Annotated in this window: 26 protein-coding genes; 10 read left to right on the forward strand and 16 right to left on the reverse strand. The window is 39.2% G+C overall.

Annotation, left to right across the window (positions count from 1 at the left end; translation table 11 throughout):
- Positions 1-45 precede the first annotated feature (45 nt).
- Positions 46-2,259 carry an AAA family ATPase gene (locus B2V22_RS00920; RefSeq protein WP_290489901.1) on the reverse strand — a complete coding sequence of 738 codons (2,214 nt, stop codon included), beginning with the start codon at positions 2,257-2,259 and terminating at the stop codon, positions 46-48.
- A gap of 66 nt (positions 2,260-2,325) precedes the next feature.
- On the opposite strand from B2V22_RS00920, the gene B2V22_RS00925 reads away from it, so the two are divergent.
- Positions 2,326-3,003 (forward strand): DUF4145 domain-containing protein, encoded by a 678-nt coding sequence (locus B2V22_RS00925; RefSeq protein ID WP_290489902.1) that lies wholly within the window; start codon positions 2,326-2,328, stop codon positions 3,001-3,003.
- Here the strand turns inward: B2V22_RS00925 and B2V22_RS00930 are convergent.
- From B2V22_RS00930 to B2V22_RS00980, 11 genes are all read right to left on the reverse strand, one after another.
- Positions 2,993-3,172, reverse strand: a complete 180-nt coding sequence (locus tag B2V22_RS00930) for a hypothetical protein (RefSeq protein WP_290489903.1) — start codon at positions 3,170-3,172, stop codon at positions 2,993-2,995. The genes B2V22_RS00925 and B2V22_RS00930 overlap by 11 nt on opposite strands.
- An 8-nt stretch (positions 3,173-3,180) precedes the next feature.
- Positions 3,181-4,764, reverse strand: coding sequence for a DEAD/DEAH box helicase (locus tag B2V22_RS00935; RefSeq protein WP_290489904.1), 1,584 nt, complete (start codon positions 4,762-4,764; stop codon positions 3,181-3,183).
- A complete protein-coding gene (locus B2V22_RS00940) occupies positions 4,765-5,232 on the reverse strand; it encodes a hypothetical protein (protein WP_290489905.1) in 468 nt (155 codons plus the stop codon).
- 2 nt (positions 5,233-5,234) lie between these two features.
- Positions 5,235-5,630 carry a YopX family protein gene (locus tag B2V22_RS00945; protein WP_290489906.1) on the reverse strand — a complete coding sequence of 132 codons (396 nt, stop codon included), beginning with the start codon at positions 5,628-5,630 and terminating at the stop codon, positions 5,235-5,237.
- Between the two features lie 97 nt (positions 5,631-5,727).
- Positions 5,728-6,276: a hypothetical protein gene (locus B2V22_RS00950; protein WP_290489907.1), complete on the reverse strand. Its 549-nt coding sequence runs from the start codon at positions 6,274-6,276 to the stop codon at positions 5,728-5,730.
- Between the two features lie 2 nt (positions 6,277-6,278).
- The gene (locus tag B2V22_RS00955) at positions 6,279-6,572 is read right to left on the reverse strand and encodes a hypothetical protein (RefSeq protein WP_290489908.1); all 294 of its coding nucleotides are present in this window, start codon (positions 6,570-6,572) and stop codon (positions 6,279-6,281) included.
- A gap of 1 nt (position 6,573) precedes the next feature.
- Positions 6,574-7,791, reverse strand: a complete 1,218-nt coding sequence (locus B2V22_RS00960) for an ATP-binding protein (RefSeq protein ID WP_290489909.1) — start codon at positions 7,789-7,791, stop codon at positions 6,574-6,576.
- On the reverse strand, positions 7,791-9,116 hold the full coding sequence (locus B2V22_RS00965) for an AAA family ATPase (protein WP_290489910.1): 1,326 nt from the start codon (positions 9,114-9,116) through the stop codon (positions 7,791-7,793). The genes B2V22_RS00960 and B2V22_RS00965 overlap by 1 nt, the downstream gene beginning before the upstream one ends.
- A gap of 54 nt (positions 9,117-9,170) precedes the next feature.
- A complete protein-coding gene (locus B2V22_RS00970; RefSeq protein ID WP_290489911.1) occupies positions 9,171-9,353 on the reverse strand; it encodes a hypothetical protein in 183 nt (60 codons plus the stop codon).
- Positions 9,350-9,553, reverse strand: a complete 204-nt coding sequence (locus B2V22_RS00975) for a hypothetical protein (protein ID WP_290489912.1) — start codon at positions 9,551-9,553, stop codon at positions 9,350-9,352. The genes B2V22_RS00970 and B2V22_RS00975 overlap by 4 nt, the downstream gene beginning before the upstream one ends.
- Complete coding sequence (locus B2V22_RS00980; RefSeq protein ID WP_290489913.1) at positions 9,540-9,755, reverse strand: helix-turn-helix domain-containing protein; 216 nt, start codon at positions 9,753-9,755, stop codon at positions 9,540-9,542. Before B2V22_RS00980 ends, B2V22_RS00975 begins: the two co-directional genes overlap by 14 nt.
- Positions 9,756-9,890: 135 nt before the next feature.
- On the opposite strand from B2V22_RS00980, the gene B2V22_RS00985 reads away from it, so the two are divergent.
- Positions 9,891-10,205, forward strand: coding sequence for a hypothetical protein (locus B2V22_RS00985; protein WP_290489914.1), 315 nt, complete (start codon positions 9,891-9,893; stop codon positions 10,203-10,205).
- Here the strand turns inward: B2V22_RS00985 and B2V22_RS00990 are convergent.
- The 3 genes from B2V22_RS00990 to B2V22_RS01000 are packed head-to-tail and all read right to left on the reverse strand — an operon-like array spanning position 10,194 to position 10,713.
- Entirely contained in the window at positions 10,194-10,355 is a 162-nt protein-coding gene (locus B2V22_RS00990) for a hypothetical protein (RefSeq protein ID WP_290489915.1), read from the reverse strand. The genes B2V22_RS00985 and B2V22_RS00990 overlap by 12 nt on opposite strands.
- A 1-nt stretch (position 10,356) precedes the next feature.
- The gene (locus B2V22_RS00995; protein WP_349680096.1) at positions 10,357-10,530 is read right to left on the reverse strand and encodes a transcriptional regulator; all 174 of its coding nucleotides are present in this window, start codon (positions 10,528-10,530) and stop codon (positions 10,357-10,359) included.
- Complete coding sequence (locus B2V22_RS01000; RefSeq protein WP_290489916.1) at positions 10,531-10,713, reverse strand: helix-turn-helix domain-containing protein; 183 nt, start codon at positions 10,711-10,713, stop codon at positions 10,531-10,533. It abuts the gene before it with no gap.
- A gap of 285 nt (positions 10,714-10,998) precedes the next feature.
- Here B2V22_RS01000 and B2V22_RS01005 point away from each other — a divergent pair, with 285 nt between their 5' ends.
- The 4 genes from B2V22_RS01005 (at position 10,999) to B2V22_RS01020 (ending at position 13,539) form a co-directional block, all read left to right on the forward strand.
- The gene (locus B2V22_RS01005; RefSeq protein ID WP_290489917.1) at positions 10,999-11,301 is read left to right on the forward strand and encodes a helix-turn-helix domain-containing protein; all 303 of its coding nucleotides are present in this window, start codon (positions 10,999-11,001) and stop codon (positions 11,299-11,301) included.
- A 4-nt stretch (positions 11,302-11,305) separates the two neighbouring features.
- Entirely contained in the window at positions 11,306-11,695 is a 390-nt protein-coding gene (locus B2V22_RS01010) for an ImmA/IrrE family metallo-endopeptidase (protein WP_290489918.1), read from the forward strand.
- Between the two features lie 11 nt (positions 11,696-11,706).
- Positions 11,707-12,297, forward strand: a complete 591-nt coding sequence (locus B2V22_RS01015; protein WP_290489919.1) for an Ltp family lipoprotein — start codon at positions 11,707-11,709, stop codon at positions 12,295-12,297.
- A gap of 126 nt (positions 12,298-12,423) precedes the next feature.
- The gene (locus B2V22_RS01020; RefSeq protein ID WP_290489920.1) at positions 12,424-13,539 is read left to right on the forward strand and encodes a site-specific integrase; all 1,116 of its coding nucleotides are present in this window, start codon (positions 12,424-12,426) and stop codon (positions 13,537-13,539) included.
- A 53-nt stretch (positions 13,540-13,592) separates the two neighbouring features.
- Here the strand turns inward: B2V22_RS01020 and guaA are convergent, their stop codons facing one another.
- Positions 13,593-15,152, reverse strand: coding sequence for a glutamine-hydrolyzing GMP synthase (gene guaA / locus B2V22_RS01025; RefSeq protein WP_290489921.1), 1,560 nt, complete (start codon positions 15,150-15,152; stop codon positions 13,593-13,595).
- A gap of 203 nt (positions 15,153-15,355) precedes the next feature.
- Here guaA and mvk point away from each other — a divergent pair, with 203 nt between their 5' ends.
- From mvk to fni, 4 genes are all read left to right on the forward strand, one after another.
- Entirely contained in the window at positions 15,356-16,354 is a 999-nt protein-coding gene (mvk, locus tag B2V22_RS01030; RefSeq protein ID WP_290489922.1) for a mevalonate kinase, read from the forward strand.
- A 63-nt stretch (positions 16,355-16,417) separates the two neighbouring features.
- Positions 16,418-17,431, forward strand: coding sequence for a diphosphomevalonate decarboxylase (gene mvaD / locus B2V22_RS01035; RefSeq protein WP_290489923.1), 1,014 nt, complete (start codon positions 16,418-16,420; stop codon positions 17,429-17,431).
- A complete protein-coding gene (locus B2V22_RS01040) occupies positions 17,415-18,599 on the forward strand; it encodes a phosphomevalonate kinase (protein WP_290489924.1) in 1,185 nt (394 codons plus the stop codon). Before mvaD ends, B2V22_RS01040 begins: the two co-directional genes overlap by 17 nt.
- A 1-nt stretch (position 18,600) precedes the next feature.
- On the forward strand, positions 18,601-19,650 hold the full coding sequence (fni, locus tag B2V22_RS01045; protein WP_290489925.1) for a type 2 isopentenyl-diphosphate Delta-isomerase: 1,050 nt from the start codon (positions 18,601-18,603) through the stop codon (positions 19,648-19,650).
- Positions 19,651-19,676 lie beyond the last annotated feature (26 nt).

Here is a 19,676-nt window from a genome sequence, read left to right on the forward strand (position 1 = left end):
CTGCAATTAGTGTTTTGCATTTTGCATTTGTTCCAACTTTTGCAATTATGCATTACCAATTTCAACAACCAGTCCTTGTTCAATTTCAAAGTCTGGGTGTTCTTTTACACGATCTCTAGTTGCTCTATCTTTCAATCCTAAACCTTCAGCTAGATCTTCAACAGATATTTTTCCGTCTTCCGCTAACTCATCAAATGTTACTTCTAATGATTCCATCCGCTGCCGTTTGCGTTCTTCTTTTTTATCCTTATTTGCTTTCGGTCCTGCTTTCTGCCAAGGAGCCTTTTCAGATTCTGGCTGTACTTGTTTAAGGATTCCACTGTCGTCTACATTATGTGTTGGATATTCAAACCACATATCAACGGGTGCGAACTTTTCAAACTCACGCAATGTACCTTCAACTCGCCAAGCCGATTTCTTTTTAGCGCGTTGGCCAGCTTCTAATGTAGCTATAGCTAACTGTTGTTGGTAATCTTTAAGGCCTTGTTTTGCATGATTATCCATGGCGACTACGCTTAATTGATCATCGCGACTGACCCATGTATCAAAGTATCCTGGGTTATATTGCTTGAACCAACGTACGATTTCATCACACACTGCTCTGTCTGCTTGTTGATTCCGGATGCCTTCGTTAACGTCTAACTCGATAAGGTCCAAGATTGCGTCTGGGTCTCGTGCGAATACGCCAGAACCACTAGCACGATCCATAGAATGTTTACCACCTTGTGCACCTTTTGAATGATGATGAGCATAGATTACTGCAGTTTTTAATGCTGTGGCGATTTTGTCAAACTGATTGGTAAAAGCTGCCATATCCTCGGCTGAGTTTTCATCCCCTGTTAAAACCTTGTAAATTGGGTCAATGATGACGGCGATATAGCCTTTCTTTTCCGCACGTCTAATCAGCTTCGGTGCTAATTTATCAAGTGGTGCAGTCTTACCACGTAAGTTCCAAATATCGATATTTTGGATATTATACGGTTGTAAACCTAATGCGGTATATACGTCTTTGAATCGATGATAACCACTGGCGTCGTCCAATTCTAAGTTGACGTACAGTACACGCCCTTGTGTACATTGCCAACCTAACCAACGAGTGCCTTCAGCAATTGCTATGGCCAACTCGATTAAAGCAAATGACTTACCCGCTTTAGATGGACCAGCAAACAATAGTTTGTGTCCTTGACGTAACACACCTTGGATTAGCTCTGGTGCTTTTTCAGGCATGTTATCCCATACATCAGATAAAGGAGCTGGGTCCGGTAAATCGTCGTTAACTTCTTCAATCCATTCTGACCATTCTTCATATGACGGTTTACCGATATTGGTATCTACAATGAATTGTTTCTTACCGTTACGCATGATACCGGGTAATCGACTTAACCGACTTGGGTTCTTGTTCTGTGTATCTACCTCTAAACCATTACGCTGACAAACCGCGTATAGATGATTTACACGCTCTTTATACTGAGGCAAGGAGTTAGCGTCTATTCTTACGATTGCGTGTAAGGAACGACCACCACTATGTACTAGCATGGCGATTGGTAATTCTAGTTCACGTAACAATGAGTTTTGACGGGCAATTTCAGTATTGTCTGATTCAACTAAGGCATATCTAAAATCTGTAACGTTATCATTCTTTACACCTTCACCGTCTAATGGATTGAATCGAACCCAAGCGCCTGCTTCAGGATCTGTGTCACCCAATGCTGCACCTAAGTCGTCACCATATTTCTTGATATCTTCAATAATTTGACCGGCAGTCTTTGAGTAGATACCTTTACTTGGTAAATGCTTACCATCGCCTGTTTCGTATGTACTCGTCACATATCCAACGTAATCATTGGAATCAAATAAGGTATTAATGTAGCGTATGACTTCTTCGTGTGGCTTCCAATTAACTGGCTCATGTACTTCTTTATCTTCAATCCAAGCGTCGTCTACAATGCGTAATTCATCTGAAATGACTGAATCCCACGACAATGCACCACCTTGTAAATTGCTGCGTTTTGATTGCCAGCCATGGTCTTTGGCCATCTGCGTAATTGTCGCTCCTGTAATACCTGTATCTTGGAACGTATCCCATTTGATGTAGCATTCTCCAGATTTGTGTCGGCTATCACTGGCTGACCATTCTTCCCAGTCGTGTGCTGTGTAGCCCTCTGCTTTTAATGCCATACCTACATCAACCCATTCCTGGTATGATAAGCTTGCTGGGTCAATTTGGTTTAATGGATCTAATAAATTAAATTTCGACAAGGTATCACCTACTTTCTGATAAAACTGATATAATTTGATTAACTAAATTTGAAGGAGTGAAATAATTTGGAAAAGATTTTTAAGGAATTCAACATACAAATTAGTGGTACTACTAATGGATTTGTTTGTCCTCACTGCAATGTTTTTTCAGCAGCTGACTATAATTTGGTAGAACAGTTCAAGCACAATCATTTAAAATATGGGATTGTAATGTCTGATTGTGATTCATGTAGAAACGTTTCTATTTGGTTAATTAAAGATATTTTCCATTCATCTGAAGAAGATCTTTTATATCCTAGAAATGCAAAGAACATTGAACCTGCAAATATCGATATGCCTGATGACGTTAAGAAAATATACCAGGAAGCATCTTTAATTTTAGAAATTTCGCCGAGAGCATCTGCCGCTTTATCCAGGTTAGCCATTGAAACTCTTGCATCAAAACATTTAAATGCAGGAAAAGGATCATTAAACGACATGATTGGTAATTTAGTACGTAATGGTTTATCATCTAGAATCCAAAGAGCTTTAGATGCAGTTAGAGTTATTGGGAATGAAGGTGTACATCCTGGACAAATTGATATATCAGACGACAAGGAAATTGCTCATACATTATTAAAATTGATTAACATTATAGTTGAAGATCAAATTACTAGAGATAGAGAGATAGACGAAATATACAGTTTAATCCCTGAAAATAAACTTAGAGGCATCGAAGGAAGAGATGCTAACTCTAATCAATAAAATCTTTTTCAAAAAGTAAATTACCTTCAAGGTCCCAATATTGTTTTGTGTACCGAATAGGATTTGATTCAGTTCCATCTCCAACTCTAAAACTAATTTCAATGACTTCTTTAATTTCCACATTTTCTGGAGAAGTCTGTAGTCTTGCGATATCTTTATATTTTTTCATTTGTTCTCCTAACTAGGCTGATATACTTCTGCCTGTGCCTTTGAGTGAATACTACGCCATTTGTTTGCAGCGATTTGATCTATTAAAACTTTAGCTTGGTCAAACTTCCAATTGGCCACATTTTGATAACCACGCTGTTCAAGTTGCCTAATCTGTTTAGGTGTTGATAAATCTTGTTGATTACGGTAATTGACACGTTTAAGTAATTCATCAGCTTTACCTTTAGAATCAATCGAAGTCGGGTCAATCCCGGCTTTTTCTATTTGATTCAGTTGTTCTTTAGTTGGTGGATCTAATTCTTGGCCAAACATTGGAACGTAATTCTGTAAGTCTTTGTCTTGAATCTGCATTTCAAACTGAATCGGGTCTACTAGACGTTTCTTCTTGGTCCGTAATTTCTCTAATTGTTTTGCTAATGCTTCTTCACGCTCGTTCGTAACGTCTTCAGCAGCTTCTTCAATGATATCTTCAATGTTGACAGGTTCATCTGATTCTTCAATCTTCTCTGTTGCCCTTTTGGCCACTTCTACATCTTCAGCGATTAAATGTGCCGGGTGTACTAGCTCATGTCGGTCTGTGTGCCATAAGAAGTCTAGTAATAATAGTTCTGACTTACCTGAATATAAACGTGTCCCACGCCCAACCATTTGACTGTATAAACTACGTACTTTAGTTGGTCTAAGAACTACAACGCAATCAACTGCTGGACTATCCCAACCTTCTGTCAAAAGCATTGAATTACATAAGACGTTGTATTTACCATCGTCAAAATCTTTTAAAACTTCATCACGATCTTTTGAATTACCGTTAACTTCTGCAGCTTTAAAACCTTTAGCGTTCAACAGCTCAGTAAACTTTTGACTAGTCTTAACTAAAGGCAGAAACACAACTGACTTTCTATCCTTGGCATGTTCTACCATTTCATCGGCAATGACTTCAAGATAAGGGTCTAATACATGACCAACTTGAGTAGCATTGAAGTCCCCTGCCGTTTGTTTGACACCATTTAGGTCTAAATGTATTGGTAACGTTAAAGCCTTAATCGGTGTTAAGTAGCCTGATTTAATAGCCTTAGGTAATGTGTATTCATAAGCCAATGAATCAAACAACTGTCCTAAGTTCTGCATATCACCACGGTCTGGTGTGGCTGTCACACCTAGCACATTCGCCGTTTCAAAATGCTTTAATACGGTCTGATAAGTTGATGACAAAGTGTGATGTGCTTCGTCCACAATAATGACATCAAAGTGCTCTGGACTAAATCGACTTAACCGCTTAGCCTGCGCCATAGACTGCACACTACCGACTGTAATCCGTGTCCATGATCCAATAGACGTTTCTTCCGCCTTTTCTTTAGACACTGATAACCCTGTTGATTTCTCAATTTTATCTGCTGCTTGATTTAATAATTCGCCACGGTGTGCCAGGATAAGCACGCGCTTACCCTGTCTAACCGCTTCTTCTGCGACCTTACTAAATACGATTGTTTTCCCTGTACCAGTTGGCAATACTAGCAACGTTTTCTTGTGGCCAACATCCCATTCTTGAAATATCCGCTTAACGGATTCTTCTTGGTAATCTCTAAGTTTCATTTAGTCCTCCACTCCGAATAGGTATTTCTTGATACGTTCTTTCCCGACTGACTCGATTGCTTGTTGGGCTTTTTCTTCACTTTCAAAGTAGATAGCTCCTTGGGTTTGAGAAGATTTCATGGAATTAAACATGATACCGTCGAACTCATGGTCATAGTAAAATTCAATATTACTTTTACCATTTTCAAAATGCTTGCCTAACTTCCGTAATTCTGCTTCAACTCTTAGTTTTTCTGCTGCGAACTCTGCTTCTTCTTTGGTTTTGTAAACATTGCCAACTTCAAGTACACGCTTTTCGGAAGGGACCCCTACCCAATCTTCACACAGAATGGATCCGGATAGACTAATGTACCAATACTCATCACCATATTGTGGAAACTCTTCTTCCTGCTGCGCTTCAACTTTCAATGCTTCAATCTTCTCGGCAAATTCTGTTTCTAAAGCTTCAATTCTTTCTTGGATGTTCATAGTTAGCCCTCCAATAACTCTATGTTTTCATAAATGTTTCCGATGACTTTCGCAGAATTAAATCTGCCATTTTTTGTGTATAATGTGTCGTATTCATCTTCTTGAAATGTCTCACCGATGTTTTTCCCGATAAATTGCGCCCTTGTCGAATGGTATTTAATGACACCCAGATAAGCGTCACCAGCCATCAGAAAATCGCCATCATAAATCTCAACGCCATTCTTGTCTTTTAAGCCTGTGTATTGCATTAGAATAATTCTGTCGGTGTAATCATCCATAACTTCACCATTCCAACCAAAATTGATATTTCCGTTTAGCTCAATGTACAAATCTCCCCTATCATCATCAAACCAATCGTTCTTCTTCTTATCCCAAGCTCTGAATTTAATATCACGCATCGTTAATTCTCCTACTTTCCGTTTTCTCCGCCATTTTAGTAAGTTGCCAGTAAATTGGAAATGCTTGTTGGTTCTTCGTCTGTCATTTCCAGTCCTCCTAAAATTGGAATCCTTGATTGCCACTTTGTGGTTGTTGTTGTGATGGTGTTTGTTGTGTTGGTTGTTGTACAGTCTCTTGGTGTTGTGGTGTCCACCCAGCCTGTGGTGGTTGTTGAGATGGCTCTAAGAATCGCGTAATACGGTTGTTCTTACTTTGATTACCATCTTTCTTGGTATATTCATTAACTTCAATTTCACAGCGTCCAGTAGCGCCTACTACATAATTCCAATTAGGTGTTAAAGGTTGGCCTGGTTGTTTTTGTCCGATTGCGATAAAGAATTCTGAAATCTTAAATTCAGTTTTAGTGTGTAAAATCAAACGTTCGATGACTGTTGTATTCCCTTGTTCTCCACCAAAAATCTTGATATGTAATTCAGCCTGTGGTGACACGTCACGAATAGATGATTTTTCAGACGGCTGATATTGTCCTCGTTCCATCTTTTCTACTTTGAATTCATACTCACCAGGATCTAGCAGCGTAAATGATGATTCTTTTGTAATTTGGCTATCCCAAGATAATGCGCCTTCGAAGTGGTTGTTTGTCATAATTAAAACTCTCCTTTTTTGATTTGAATTAATTTGTCATATAGTTCTATGTCGCCTTTAATTAGGCATTTAGCAATAGCTTTATCTATCTGTTTTCTGAATGTAATTCCTGATTGTGCAATGATCCATATTCTCTTAATTTCACTTAGATTGAATTGTTCAAAACGTATTCGCATTAACTTATTCATAAATGCGTTATCTTCTTGAACACTGTCGGTTTCTTTATTTGCACTAGCTGTGCGATTGTCTACGCTACTTAACCTTTTATCTGAAACTTCCTTATAAGGCATTCGCATATTAACCACCTACTTTGATATCCATATTTGCTACTGTTTCAGACGGATTCGAGTCATTCACTTTAGCAAACAAATCTGTTAGCATTTGTGGATTAGCTCTGATTTGATGAACAACATCCATCACGCCGTCCCAGTTGCTTGCAAGCCCTCCAGTAAAGTATTCGGGTGTTGAATTAGCAATGTTTTCAAACGGTGTGTTGATTGGGAAATGCCCCCGTATACCCATAACACCACGAATCTCATCGTCAGAAACATCATTCGCATCCATTAAATCTGTCAACTCTTTTGGTAAAGCTTGGTGATGTTGAATACCGAATGCATTATCTACTTGTTCGTTGACCGCTGCTACTTGCTCCGGTGTTTGCTGAATAGCTTGACTTGCAAATGGATCTGGTGTCGATTCTGTTTGAGTAGGTGCTACAGGTTGTTGCGTAGGCTGTGTAACAGGTTCTGTTGGTACTTGTTGTTGTGCCATGTTTCCCTGGTTTAAATTAGGTACGACATGTGCAATTGAGCTGTAGTCTAAAGGTAGGCTTGGTGCTAAACCGAAGCGATTTTTCGCATCGTATTGTGGTGAATGTTCCGTATAGATTTTGCGTTGACCACCTTGTGCTGCATACTTGTTGCCCATACCTTCACGTTTAACAACCGTTACGTCATAGTTAAGGAATAACACCATATCTGCCCATTCCTTTGTTACACCAGCAATATGGCCGTTAGAACGCTTAGATAGTTTCAACTCATAACGATCATATGCGCCTAAGTCTGTTGGGTCCTCAAACTTTTTAATTTCAGAGTGAGCCGTTAACACTACGTTGATACCTTGCTCTCTAACGTCCGATAACTTGTCTAGAAACTTGGTCCACTTTTCACGAACGGCAACATAGCCCGCACCGTAACCAGGTGATTCAATCGACTTCCAATTGTTTTCAGCTAGTACCTGATTTTCTGCTAGTGTCTGCGCCCAATCCGCTGTGTCAACAATCAGCGTAGCGCATGGCTTGTTTTGAATAACAAAGTCTAGTTCTTCCATTAACATTGTGAATGATGTCGGATTAGGTAATCGATTTACATTCATATGCGTTGTAGATTCTTCAGTATCAATAAATAGCGGGTCAGGAAATTGTGCAGCAAATGATGATTTACCCACCCCCTCGGGTCCATATGCTACCACCTTCAACGCTTCGGTTTTAACACCACTTGTAATTTCAAAATTCATTAAAATCCACCTTTCCATGTATTTGTATCCTGTGTCGGCACCTCAGCTACTGGGGTAGGATTATCGTCTACTACCATCCCGTCTTGGATTATAATCGTGCATTCTTCTCCACCAGAAACTCGTGTGGCAATAGCTTGCAGTTGCTCTTGTTCTAACCATTGACCGAACTCTTGCATTGTCTCGATATCCATTTGCTCCAGCTTATCGATGAGCACAAAACCACATTCCGGGTTTAATTTGCGCACAATAGACACTGCTACAATCAACTGTTGTGAACCGGACATGTTATCCCATTTTTGACCTTGATAAGTGATCTCGCTATCCACGACTGATAGACCAGGCAGTGGTAAGTTAGCATTGTTTAAAAGCTCCATCTTGCTTTGACGAATATCTTCAATATCTTGGTTCAAGTCTTTATATTGATTTTCTAATCGCAATGCTTCATCTTCAGCCATTGCCTTTTCAGCGTTCGTACGGACTTTGTCGTTAATCGTTTCGATTTCAGCGATACTTGCTTCAATTTCTGCCGTAGACTCATCTTGTAATTGCGCTGCAGTTTTATTCGCATTTTCCAAATCGGTAGCCGTTTCTGTATGTTTAGCTTTCATATCTGATAGCTCTTGTTGGATACGTGCTAATTCATTTTCTTTTTGTGTAATCAAATATTTTTGGTTCTCATATTGGTCAGCCAATTGTTTTGCTTGGTTTCGTTTCTGTTGGTTAGCCCCATTGCGCGCTAGAATTTCTTGTTGCTGGTTAACCAAATCAGAAGCCTTGATATAGTCATTAGGAGCATCTGGATACTCTGGTAATTCATTCGCATGAGCTCGCTTAGATCGTGCTTCTTGTCCCGTATATAAGCGCTGATTAGCCTTTTCTTGCTCCTCTTTTTCGAGTTGTGCTAACTGGTCACCGACACCGATAATCTGCAGCAGTGTGTCAGCCTTTTCTTTTGCAGTTGACTCCATAAACTTTGGTAAATCGATGGCCAACTCCGATACGAAACTATCTAGTAAGTTTTGACCCGCTTTATCACCTGATGGATCAGTCACTTTTAAATCTGAGTTTTTACCCTTACGCTCGACAATTAGCCCGTTTGATAGCTCTACTTTTAGATATGGGTCAGACATACTACCTTCACGATTAGCTTGGCTAGGACGCTTACGATTACCACCTAAGGCCCATGCAATGGCATCTAGTACAGATGATTTACCTTGGTTATTTCTGCCACCCAAAACCGTTAATCCGCTCGCTGACGGCTCAAGCATTACAGCCTTCACACGTTTTGTATTTTCAATTTCTAATTTATTAATTTTCACTGTCATGATATACTCCTTTATATGTGTAGTAATAAGTCGTCATAGCCCTGACGGCTTTTTTTACGAATAATTTTTCCATTTATCGACATAGCGCTGGTCGATAATTAGGTTGTCGTAATAATCATTAATGCGTTTAATATCATCTAAGTGTTCTCTTAAATTAGTACCGTCGTAATCGTTGATAGCCTTTTGAATCTGCCATCGACGGTTCTCTTCGATGATGTCTATTGGTGATTTTTTCACTCGCAGTCCTCCTCAACCCATATGAATAGGTCAGCTGTCTTAGCATATTGATAGGTTTTATAAGCATTTCCAACTAAAGCCCAAAATAGTAGTGTTGTAATGAAACCGTTGAAGTTAAATTCAATAGCCGATACCCAACCAATGAAATATGCAACTGTCACGAATGACCAATATAGAAACTTCTTACTATCGTGATTCATTTTCTTCATCCTCTCTAAATTCGTTAATATTTACGCCTAATGCGTCTGCTAACTTGAATGCTGTACTTAATTTCATATCCTTAGATTTCCCCGTAAGAATTTTATGCACTTGTGTGGGACTGACTCCCATCATCTGGGATAATTGGTATGGATTGATACCTTTTATATCAACTATATGTTGTAGTTTGTCTTTTAATAACACTATTGAATCAACCTCCTTTTTTATCCACAACTATATATTGTATCTGTGGATAAAAGCTGATATACTTTACCCGAGGATAAAACGCCTTCGCCCTGGATGTTTTATCTATCCTACACATGGAAACGAGGTGAGATTATGAGTTTTAAAATGAAATGGAACAATGACTTCGAGAAACGCTTAAATCAGTTAAGTGAAGATGCTGATAAAATATCCGGTGATAACCAAGTGCCTTTTGAAGATCTCTTTAACCAACAATTCATGTGGAAATACACTGAATTTGATTCCATACTTGAATTCGTAAATGAAAGTGGTTTTGACTTTACAAAAATGGAATCCATTGATGAATCAGAATTAGATGAGTTTATCGAAGCACATACCAGTTTCTCTTCATGGGAAGATATGAAGGGTAAAGCTGCTAAATTATGGATTACTAAGCAATTAGGCTTCTAATGATTTCAAAAGCGCTTTATATTCATCTAGATCGGCGATTTTGACAGTCGTTTTCAAATTGCGTATATTTCCTTTATTCACTCGCTCGAAAGCTTTAACTGCTGCAACAGTAACTGTGATTAGTGCGAGTGTTTTTATTGTCTTTTTCATCCTAAATCCTCTCCTCTAGATACTTCTTATTTACTTTTCCACGTATTGTGATTTTGCCTTTTGCTGCTAATTCATCATTCAGTGATTTGATGATTTTATAAGCGTGAGCTTGACTACATCCAAATATTTTCATGATGTCTTTGACGTTATAGAATTCAGGCATTTCCATAGTCATCTATTTCTCCTCCAATTCTTCTTTCAAAATTTCTTTAATTTGATCTATACGACTTGGAGTCTCTCGGGACCCTTTTAGCAACTCGCCTAAATAAGCTGGAGAAATCCCCATCTCCTTAGCTAATCTAGCTTGCGACCAATCTTTCTTAATTAGTGCAATTTTTACTTCTTTTTCGAATGACATTCCTTCTAACTCCTTTCCGTTGATTATTTTCCACAGTAATTTTCTAATCCCATTGACACACAATGGAAAATATCCTATTATATAAGCATAGGAAATAAGCATAAAAAGTAAACGTATGTTTAATGGCTGTCTTGGCGGACTTTGTTTATTAAATAAGTTGCTTTTTATATGCTTAAATATCTTGCTTATGAAATGAGTATAATTGATTATTTTCCATACGTCAACACTTAATTGGAATATTTTCCATTTTATTTTTCATGAGCTAGAAAATAGGAGTGGAAATATATGAGTTTACTAGCAAATATAAAGGAATTAGCTATAGCTAAAGGTATGACTATTGCCGAGTTAGAAAGGAAACTCAACCTTAGCCAAGGTAGTATTCGTAAATGGGATACAACTAATCCGGGGATTGATAAAGTTCAGTCAGTAGCAGATTTCTTTGGAGTGTCAATTGATGAATTATTAGGAAGGGAAGAAAATACGAAACATCCTAATGTTCTAGCAGCACATATTGCTGATGATGTAACTCCCGAAGAAATGGAGGAGATTTTAAATTATATCAATTATATAAAATCGAAAAGGTTGTGATTAATTGAACGAATTAGAAGCAATCATGTCAAAGTATGATGAGTTCGAATTTATTTTTAAAAACGATATGCCTCCAAAACTATATGGATATATAGATAATGAAACAATTTATATTAATGACAATATATCTTATGAAGATAAAGTGGCTACTGTCATGGAAGAAGTTGGGCATTATTACATGACTATTGGTGATATCGTTGATTATTCAGACATGAAAGAAGAATATAAGGCTAGGCTGTGGAGCTACGAGCAATTAATTTCTATAGATCGATTGAAAAAATATCAGATGTCTAACGAACCTGTTCATGATTATGAAATAGCTGAAGATTTTGGCTTACCAGTGAATGTTGTAGTTGATGCGATTAGAATGTTTTTTATCAAAGATATAATTTAGGGGGTAATGCTATGAAGAAAATCGTTTTATTGGGTTTATCAGTTATGCTGTTGGGGGCGTGTAGTCAAGAAAATTATAATGAATCAGAATCATCTAGTTTTGATAAAACACAAATCGGGAAAAAAGCTAACGAGAATTACCGGACAAGTAAAGAAAGCACTAAAAAAATTATAGTTGATGAAGAATCTGAGAGTGTGACAAGTAAAGTTCACTCTTCTTCAGATAATGATACTACAAGTGTATCAACCTCTGAGGCACCAAAAGAAGAAGAGTATAGCTATTCATCTGAAGAAAGTTCTGAAAGCATAGTATCTATTACCAGGGAGCAAAGAAATGCCCTTTCTACAGCAAATGATTATTTAGACTATTCAGGATTTTCATCTTCTCGCTTACGTGAACAATTGGAGTATGAAGAATTTCCACAAGATGCCATCGACTACGCTATGGATAATATTATAGTTGACTGGAAGGAACAAGCTCTTATGAGTGCTGAAAGCTATGATGAATATGCATCAATGTCTGATTCAAGACTTTATGACCAATTAATTTACGAAGGTTTTTCTGATGAAGAAGCTCAATATGCTATTGATAATTTAGAATAAAATAAAAAACACCCCACTCTCCACTTTTGCCGGTCGATGAGTGAGGTTACTGAAGTTTTAACAAAACGCACTACGTGTGTGCTTTTTGTGTACCTATATTTTACCACAGACAGGAGGTAAATTAATATGCCAGCTTATAAAGATAAGAACACTGGGAAATGGTATTTCAGTATCAGATACCAAGATGATTTCGGTGCAAATAAACGTAAAGTCAGACGTGGATTCAAAACCAAGAAACTAGCCCTTGAAGCTGAACGAGAATTTATGAATAAAGAAACTGGTGAACTTGACATGACGTTTAACTCACTAATAGATATCTATTTACATGATATGTCTCACCGATTAAGAGAGTCGACAATGGATAATAAGAGAAATATTATGAATAAAAAAATTAAACCTTTTATTGGTGAAATTAAATTATCAAAGATAAATGAGCGCACTGTACGCAAATGGCAGAATGACATTCTATCCTTGAAAGATAATAAAGGTAACTCCTATTCTCAAACATACATTAAAACCATTAATAATCAAATGTCCGCAATTCTAAATTACGCAGTTAAATACTACGGCTTGAAATCAAACCCCATCCATACGATTGGATCAATAGGTAAGAAACATGCTGATGAAAAGAATTATTGGTCATTAGAACAGTTTAACAAAGCAATGACATATTATGATTTTAGAGATTCTCAAACGACTTATAGTTTCCCCACCTTACAATATAGATTTGCTTTCCACTTATTATTTTTCACAGGTATAAGAGTTGGTGAGTTACTAGCCTTAACTGCTAACGATTTTGATTATATAAATAAGGTATTAACGATTAACAAATCTTACCAACGGTTACGTGGGAAAGATGTAATCAACCGACCTAAAACAGACACATCAATCAGAGATATAACCATTCCACAATTTATATTGGATATGCTTGATACCTACTTAGAAACCTTATATGATTATCAACCTGACGATAGAATTTTTCCAAACGTGAGAAAAGATACTCTAGCTAAGCAGCTTCAAATGATTTCTAAACATACAGACTTACCAAGAATACGTGTACATGATTTAAGACATAGTCACGCTAGTCTGCTAATTAAACAAGGCGTTAACTTTAAAATCATCCAACAAAGATTGGGACATAAGGATATCCAGACTACTTTAAATACATACTCACACTTATGGAGTTCCGCACATCAAGAAGTTGCCGAATTACTGAATGGTATCAAAATGGTATCAGAGTAAAAAATAAGACCCTACAAACACTGTTAAATCAATGCTTGTAAGGTCTTTTATTTTTATTCCCACTCGATTGTTGCAGGTGGCTTGCTCGTAATGTCTAAGACTACGCGGTTGATGTGTGCACATTCGTTTACGATACGTTTAGAAATCGTGTCTAATACGTCGTAAGGAATACGTGCCCATTCAGAAGTCATACCGTCGATTGAGGTTACGGCACGAATACCGATTGTGTATTCGTATGTACGCTCGTCACCCATTACCCCTACTGATTTGAAACCAGGTAGGACTGTAAAGTATTGCCAGATGTCGCCTTCTAGACCGTTTTTTCTAATTTCATCGCGTAGGATAAAGTCAGATTCACGAACGACTTCTAGTTTTTCAGGGGTTACTTCACCGATGATACGGATAGCTAAACCTGGTCCTGGGAATGGTTGGCGCCAAACAATCTTATCTGGCATTCCAAGTTCTGTCCCTACTGCGCGGACTTCATCTTTAAATAAGGTATTTAAAGGTTCGATCAATGAGAAGGTCATGTCTTCTGGTAAGCCACCAACGTTATGGTGAGACTTAATAGTTTGCGCTGTATCTGTCCCTGACTCAATAACGTCAGTGTATAAAGTACCTTGCGCTAAGTAATCGACGTCTTTAATTTTTTGTGCTTCGTCATCGAATACGTAAACAAATTCGTTACCAATAATTTTACGTTTACGTTCTGGATCAGATACGCCAGCTAATTTGCTTAGGAAGCGGTCTTCAGCATCTACTTTGATGATGTTTAAACCAAATTTACCACCTAGCGTTTCCATTACTTCTTTTGCTTCGTTTTTACGTAATAAACCGTGATCTACGAAGATACAAGTTAATTGGTCGCCAATGGCTTTTTGTAATAAAACACCAACAACAGAAGAGTCTACCCCACCAGAAAGGCCTAGTAAAACTTTACCTTCACCGACTAATTCGCGGATTTCTTGGACTTTAATATCGATAAATTTCTCCATCGACCATGATCCCTGTGCACCACAAATATCAAATACAAAGTTACGTAACATATCGTTACCGTGAACAGATGCCCGTACTTCTGGGTGGAATTGGAAACCGTAGAATTGTTTTTCAGTATTTTCAAAGGCTGCTACTGGACTATGTTCACCGCGGGCAGTGACTTCAAATCCTGATGGAATTTCTTCGATACGGTCAGAATGGCTCATTAAAACCAATTCTTCTGCTTCTAACCCTTTAAAAATGGCTGAATCTGCCTTGTCAATGAATAATGGTTGTTGACCATATTCACGTTTATCAGATCGAGCTACTACACCACCGTTTTTAAATGTCATTAATTGCATACCATAGCAAATCCCTAAAACTGGGATACCTAAATCAAATACGGCTTCATCGATTGAAAAAGCATCGTCTGCATACACTGACATTGGACCACCAGATAGGATGATTCCTTTAACGTTACCTTTCGCCATGATTTCGTCAGCAGTTAATTTATGTGATAATAGTTCTGAATAAACGCCTAACTCACGAATACGACGGGTAATCAATTGGTTATATTGACTACCGTAATCAAGTACAATGATTTTTTCAATATCTTGCATTGATTGTTGGACACTCATGTTTTCACTTCCTTTTTCGAATTTCATCTTTATTCTAGCATTTAATATTTGTGATTACTAGGTATTTATGCATGATAATAAAATATTGTTCGGAATCTACCTGTACATTTTTTAATAATTTGCTAAATTTATATTTAATTCGTCTACAAAGGTGTTGGTACCTATAAATATTGTATATAATAGAACAGAATAGGAGTGAAAGTATGAAAAAAGCGACTGGTAAAGCCAACGGGAAAATCATTATTATCGGTGAGCATGCCGTGGTTCATGGGTATCCATCTGTAGCCCTACCCTTTCATGCAGTAGAAATGACTGTCACCATTGAACAGATCCAAACCAATGCTTATTTGGTGAGTGACTTATATGAAGGGCCACTCCACCAAGCACCATCTGATTTACAGAACTTGCTAGCAGTTTACGACCAATTACGGGCGGATTTAATGACCCAAAACCAGAGTCACTGGCTGATTAATATCCACTCATCTATACCGGCTGAGCGTGGTATGGGTTCTTCAGCAGCTATGGCAACAGCTTTGGTTCGCGCTTTCTACAATTACTATGACCTCCCCCTTACAGAAGACCAACTATTAAAATACGTAGACTTATCTGAAAAAATTAGTCACGGCAATCCGTCTGGTTTGGATGCCCGTGTGGCCGGCCTTGGTGTCCCTTTGATTTATCAAAAAAATCAACCAATGACTGTCATACATTTCGACACCCCTTATTGGTTGGTAGTTGCAGATACTGGCATTCACGGCAACACTAAAAATGCAGTATCTGACGTGGCAGCTGGCTTGAATTCAGCTTTTATTACCCGTCGACAAGCGGTTGAAAGTAATTTACGTCAACTTGGTGAAGCCGCTACACAATTTATTGATTTAGTTGAATTAGATGCTGACAAAATGGCCAATGACGAATGGTTTACGGCTATTTGTCGTACATTTAAGGATGCCCACAAGCACTTGCGCGCTTTACAGGTATCCAGTCCTGAACTCGAGGCGGGTGTCACTTTTGCGGAAGCGAATGGGGCCGGTGCAGCCAAGCTAACTGGTGGTGGCCGTGGCGGTTGCTATTTCGCCTTGTGTGATAGCAAAGACAAGGCTGTCCTTTTGGCTAAAGCTTTAAAAACGGAAAATATGGCAGTGGCGAGCTGGGTAGTGCCCTTCAAGTCTTCATCAATAGATGATATTGCTAGCGAATAGTGGGCGAAATCATTGGAAATCGGTTATAATAAAGGAAAGAAAATTTTTTGAGGGAGAATCGAGATGTCAGTTTTTCAAGGCGCTTACCGGGCGCACACCAATATTGCATTAATTAAATATTGGGGTAAGGCGAATAAGGACCTGTTTATCCCCACTACATCTAGTTTGTCGCTCACTTTAGACGCTTTGTATACAGACACGCGCGTGACGTTTTCAAATCAATTGGATGCGGATGTTTTTTATTTAAACAGTCATTTAGGCAAAGAAGCGGATACGGCGAAAATTAGCAAGTTTTTAGATATGTTTAGGGCGGAAGCTGGCGTAGACTTGCGGGCTAAAGTAGAAAGTGTCAATCATGTGCCCACTGCGGCAGGCCTGGCTTCTTCTTCATCGGCATTTTCGGCCTTAGCGGCGGCTACTAGACAGGCTTTGAATTTAGAAAATCAAATTTCTGACCAGGCCCTATCGACATATGCACGACGAGGATCTGGATCTGCAACGCGGTCCATTTTTGGTGGCTTTGTTGAATGGCAAAAAGGGACGACCAATGAAAACTCTATGGCAGTTGAAATTGACGACGCCTCTTGGGATATTGGCATGGTCATTATGGCCATTAATACCGCTGAGAAACGGGTTTCTTCTCGTGCAGGGATGGCCCATACCTTGCGAACGTCGCCTTTCTATTCTGAATGGGTCCGTCAAAATATGATTGATTTGGAGCGTATTAAAGCGGCGATTGCCAAGCAAGATTTCCAATTGATGGGTGAAATCGCTGAAGCCAATGCCATGCGGATGCATGCAACAACTATGGCTTCTGATCCGTCATTCACCTATTTTGAACCTGATACCATTAAAGCCATTCAAGCTGTCCAAGATTTACGCGCGACTGGCGTGTTGGCTTACTTTACAATTGACGCTGGACCGAACGTGAAAGTTTTATGTAAAGCCAGCCAGATGGACGAGGTAGAAGCCTTTTTTGCAGAACGGTTTAAAGATATGAACTTTATCCAAACAACGGCTGGACCGGGCATTAAACCCTTAGATAGATGGGAGTATGACGATGGCGCAATCTTGTAATGATAGCACGATAATCCATACGAATAACGAAACAGATGCCATCAAGGTGGCCGTGCCGGGGAAATTATTCCTTGCGGGCGAATATGCAGTGGTGAGTTCTGGCCAAGCTGCCTTACTAACCACAGTTGACGCCTTCTTACACCTTACTTTAGAAGTGAATTCTGGGCAAAATGGCTTTCTACTCACCAACCAAGCTGACCATCCAATTGCTTGGACCTACGACGTCAATGGACAAGTCGTTTCTGATGACCCAGAAGCTGGCGAATTCCCATTAATCTGGCAAGCTATGCAAACTGTGATGGCATATGCTGAAGCAGTCGGCATGAAATCGGCAGTGACACCAGATTTCTTTGATTTGAAAATTCAGTCTGACTTGGATGCGGCTGATGGGACCAAATACGGTTTAGGGTCTTCTGGTGCCATCTCCGTGGCTGTTGTTTCAGCCTTGTTGAAATTCTATAAATTAGACCAAGACATTACGGAATCACAGTGGGTCTACCGAGTCTTTAAATTAGTTGCCATCGCTCAAGCACAATTGGGTATGGTAGGGTCACTTGGTGATGTTGCAGCTAGCGCCCAAACTGGTGTCATCTACTACCAAAACTTTGACCGGGCATGGTTTGACCAACAAGCCAAGTCAACTGGACAAGAAATCCATGCCTTAATCGAAGAATTTTGGCCGGAATTGATGATTGAACAATTGCCGATTCACCCAGACTGGACTTTGTCCTTAGTTTGGTCGAAAGAAAAAGCGTCTACTGAAGACCTATTAAAAATGGTGGCTCACCATATTTCTGACCGGGAACTGGAAGAAATCATGGCTAGTTTTAAACAATTGGCCAAACGGCAAGTTTTAATGGCTAAGGCAGCTATCCAAATGAATGAATGGTCTTTATTCAAATCTGCCATCAAAGAAAATTTCGACAGTATTTTAACCTATACGCAAACACTGAATAAGCCTTATTTGACCAAGTCCTTTAAGAAAGCATTGAAGTTAGTCACATCAGAAAAAACCGTTGCCAAAATTTCTGGGGCGGGGGCTGGAGACTGTGCTTACGCGATTTCTAGTCACGCTGATGAGGCCGAAGCCATCCAAGGCTTGTGGCGAGAAAATGACCTAGTCGTTCTCCCCTTCGCTTTCTGGCAAAGAAATGAACAGGAGAGATAGTATGAACCGTAAAGATGCCCACGTGCATAATGCTGAAATGCAATACCAAACAGCGCCAACTGATTTTGAATCTGTCCGCTTTGTCCACCCATCCCTGTCCCACCAAGAATTCAATAATATCGACTTGTCGACCACTTTGTTTAAGCAACAGTTTGACCGCCCTTTCTATATTAATGCCATGACTGGTGGATCTGAATGGACCAAAAAAATCAATGGTATGTTCGCTGAAGTGGCTCGTGAATGTCATTTACCAATGGCTTCAGGATCCGTTTCTGCAGCTTTAAAAGACCCTTCTGTATCGGATTCTTTTACCATTATTCGTGACGTGAATCCTAATGGTTTCTTGATGGCCAATGTCGGCGCTGATAAGACCTTAGAGGATGCCAAAAGAGCAGTCGATTTATTAGACGCTGATGCCCTACAAATCCACTTGAATACGGCTCAAGAAATTGTCATGCCTGAAGGCGACCGTGATTTCAGAAAACTAGAAGATAATATCGTCGCTATCGTTGAAAACTTAGACCGACCTGTCATGGTCAAGGAAGTTGGCTTTGGTATGTCCTACCAAACCATGCACCACCTACAAAGTCTAGGTGTCAATACCATTGATGTCTCAGGTACAGGTGGGACCAATTTCGCCAAAATCGAAAACGCCCGCCGTGAACACCAAGAATTCGCTTATATGGCAGATTGGGGTCAATCAACCGTCATTTCACTATTAGAGGCACAACCTTTGATGAGTCAGACAGCAATCGTTGCTTCTGGTGGGATTAAAGACCCCATGCAAATGATGAAGGCCCTTGCCCTAGGAGCATCTGCCGTCGGTATGTCAGGTCAATTCCTGCATTCAGTCCTTGGTGAAGGCGTAGACGCTACGATTGAAATGGTCAAGTCTTACGACGAACAATTACGCTTGTTGATGATGGTATTAGATTGCCAAAACCTGAGCGAACTGCGTGACACAGACTTAATGATCACCGGAAAACCAGCCGAATGGTCAAGACTACGCCGAATCAATATCGAATACTTCGCATCAAGAAGCCAGAATTAAGAGGAAGGTGTGACACAAACCGTTCA

It is taken from the genome of Aerococcus sp. UBA6277 (genome assembly GCF_002440555.1).
Taxonomy (GTDB): Bacteria; Bacillota; Bacilli; order Lactobacillales; family Aerococcaceae; genus Aerococcus.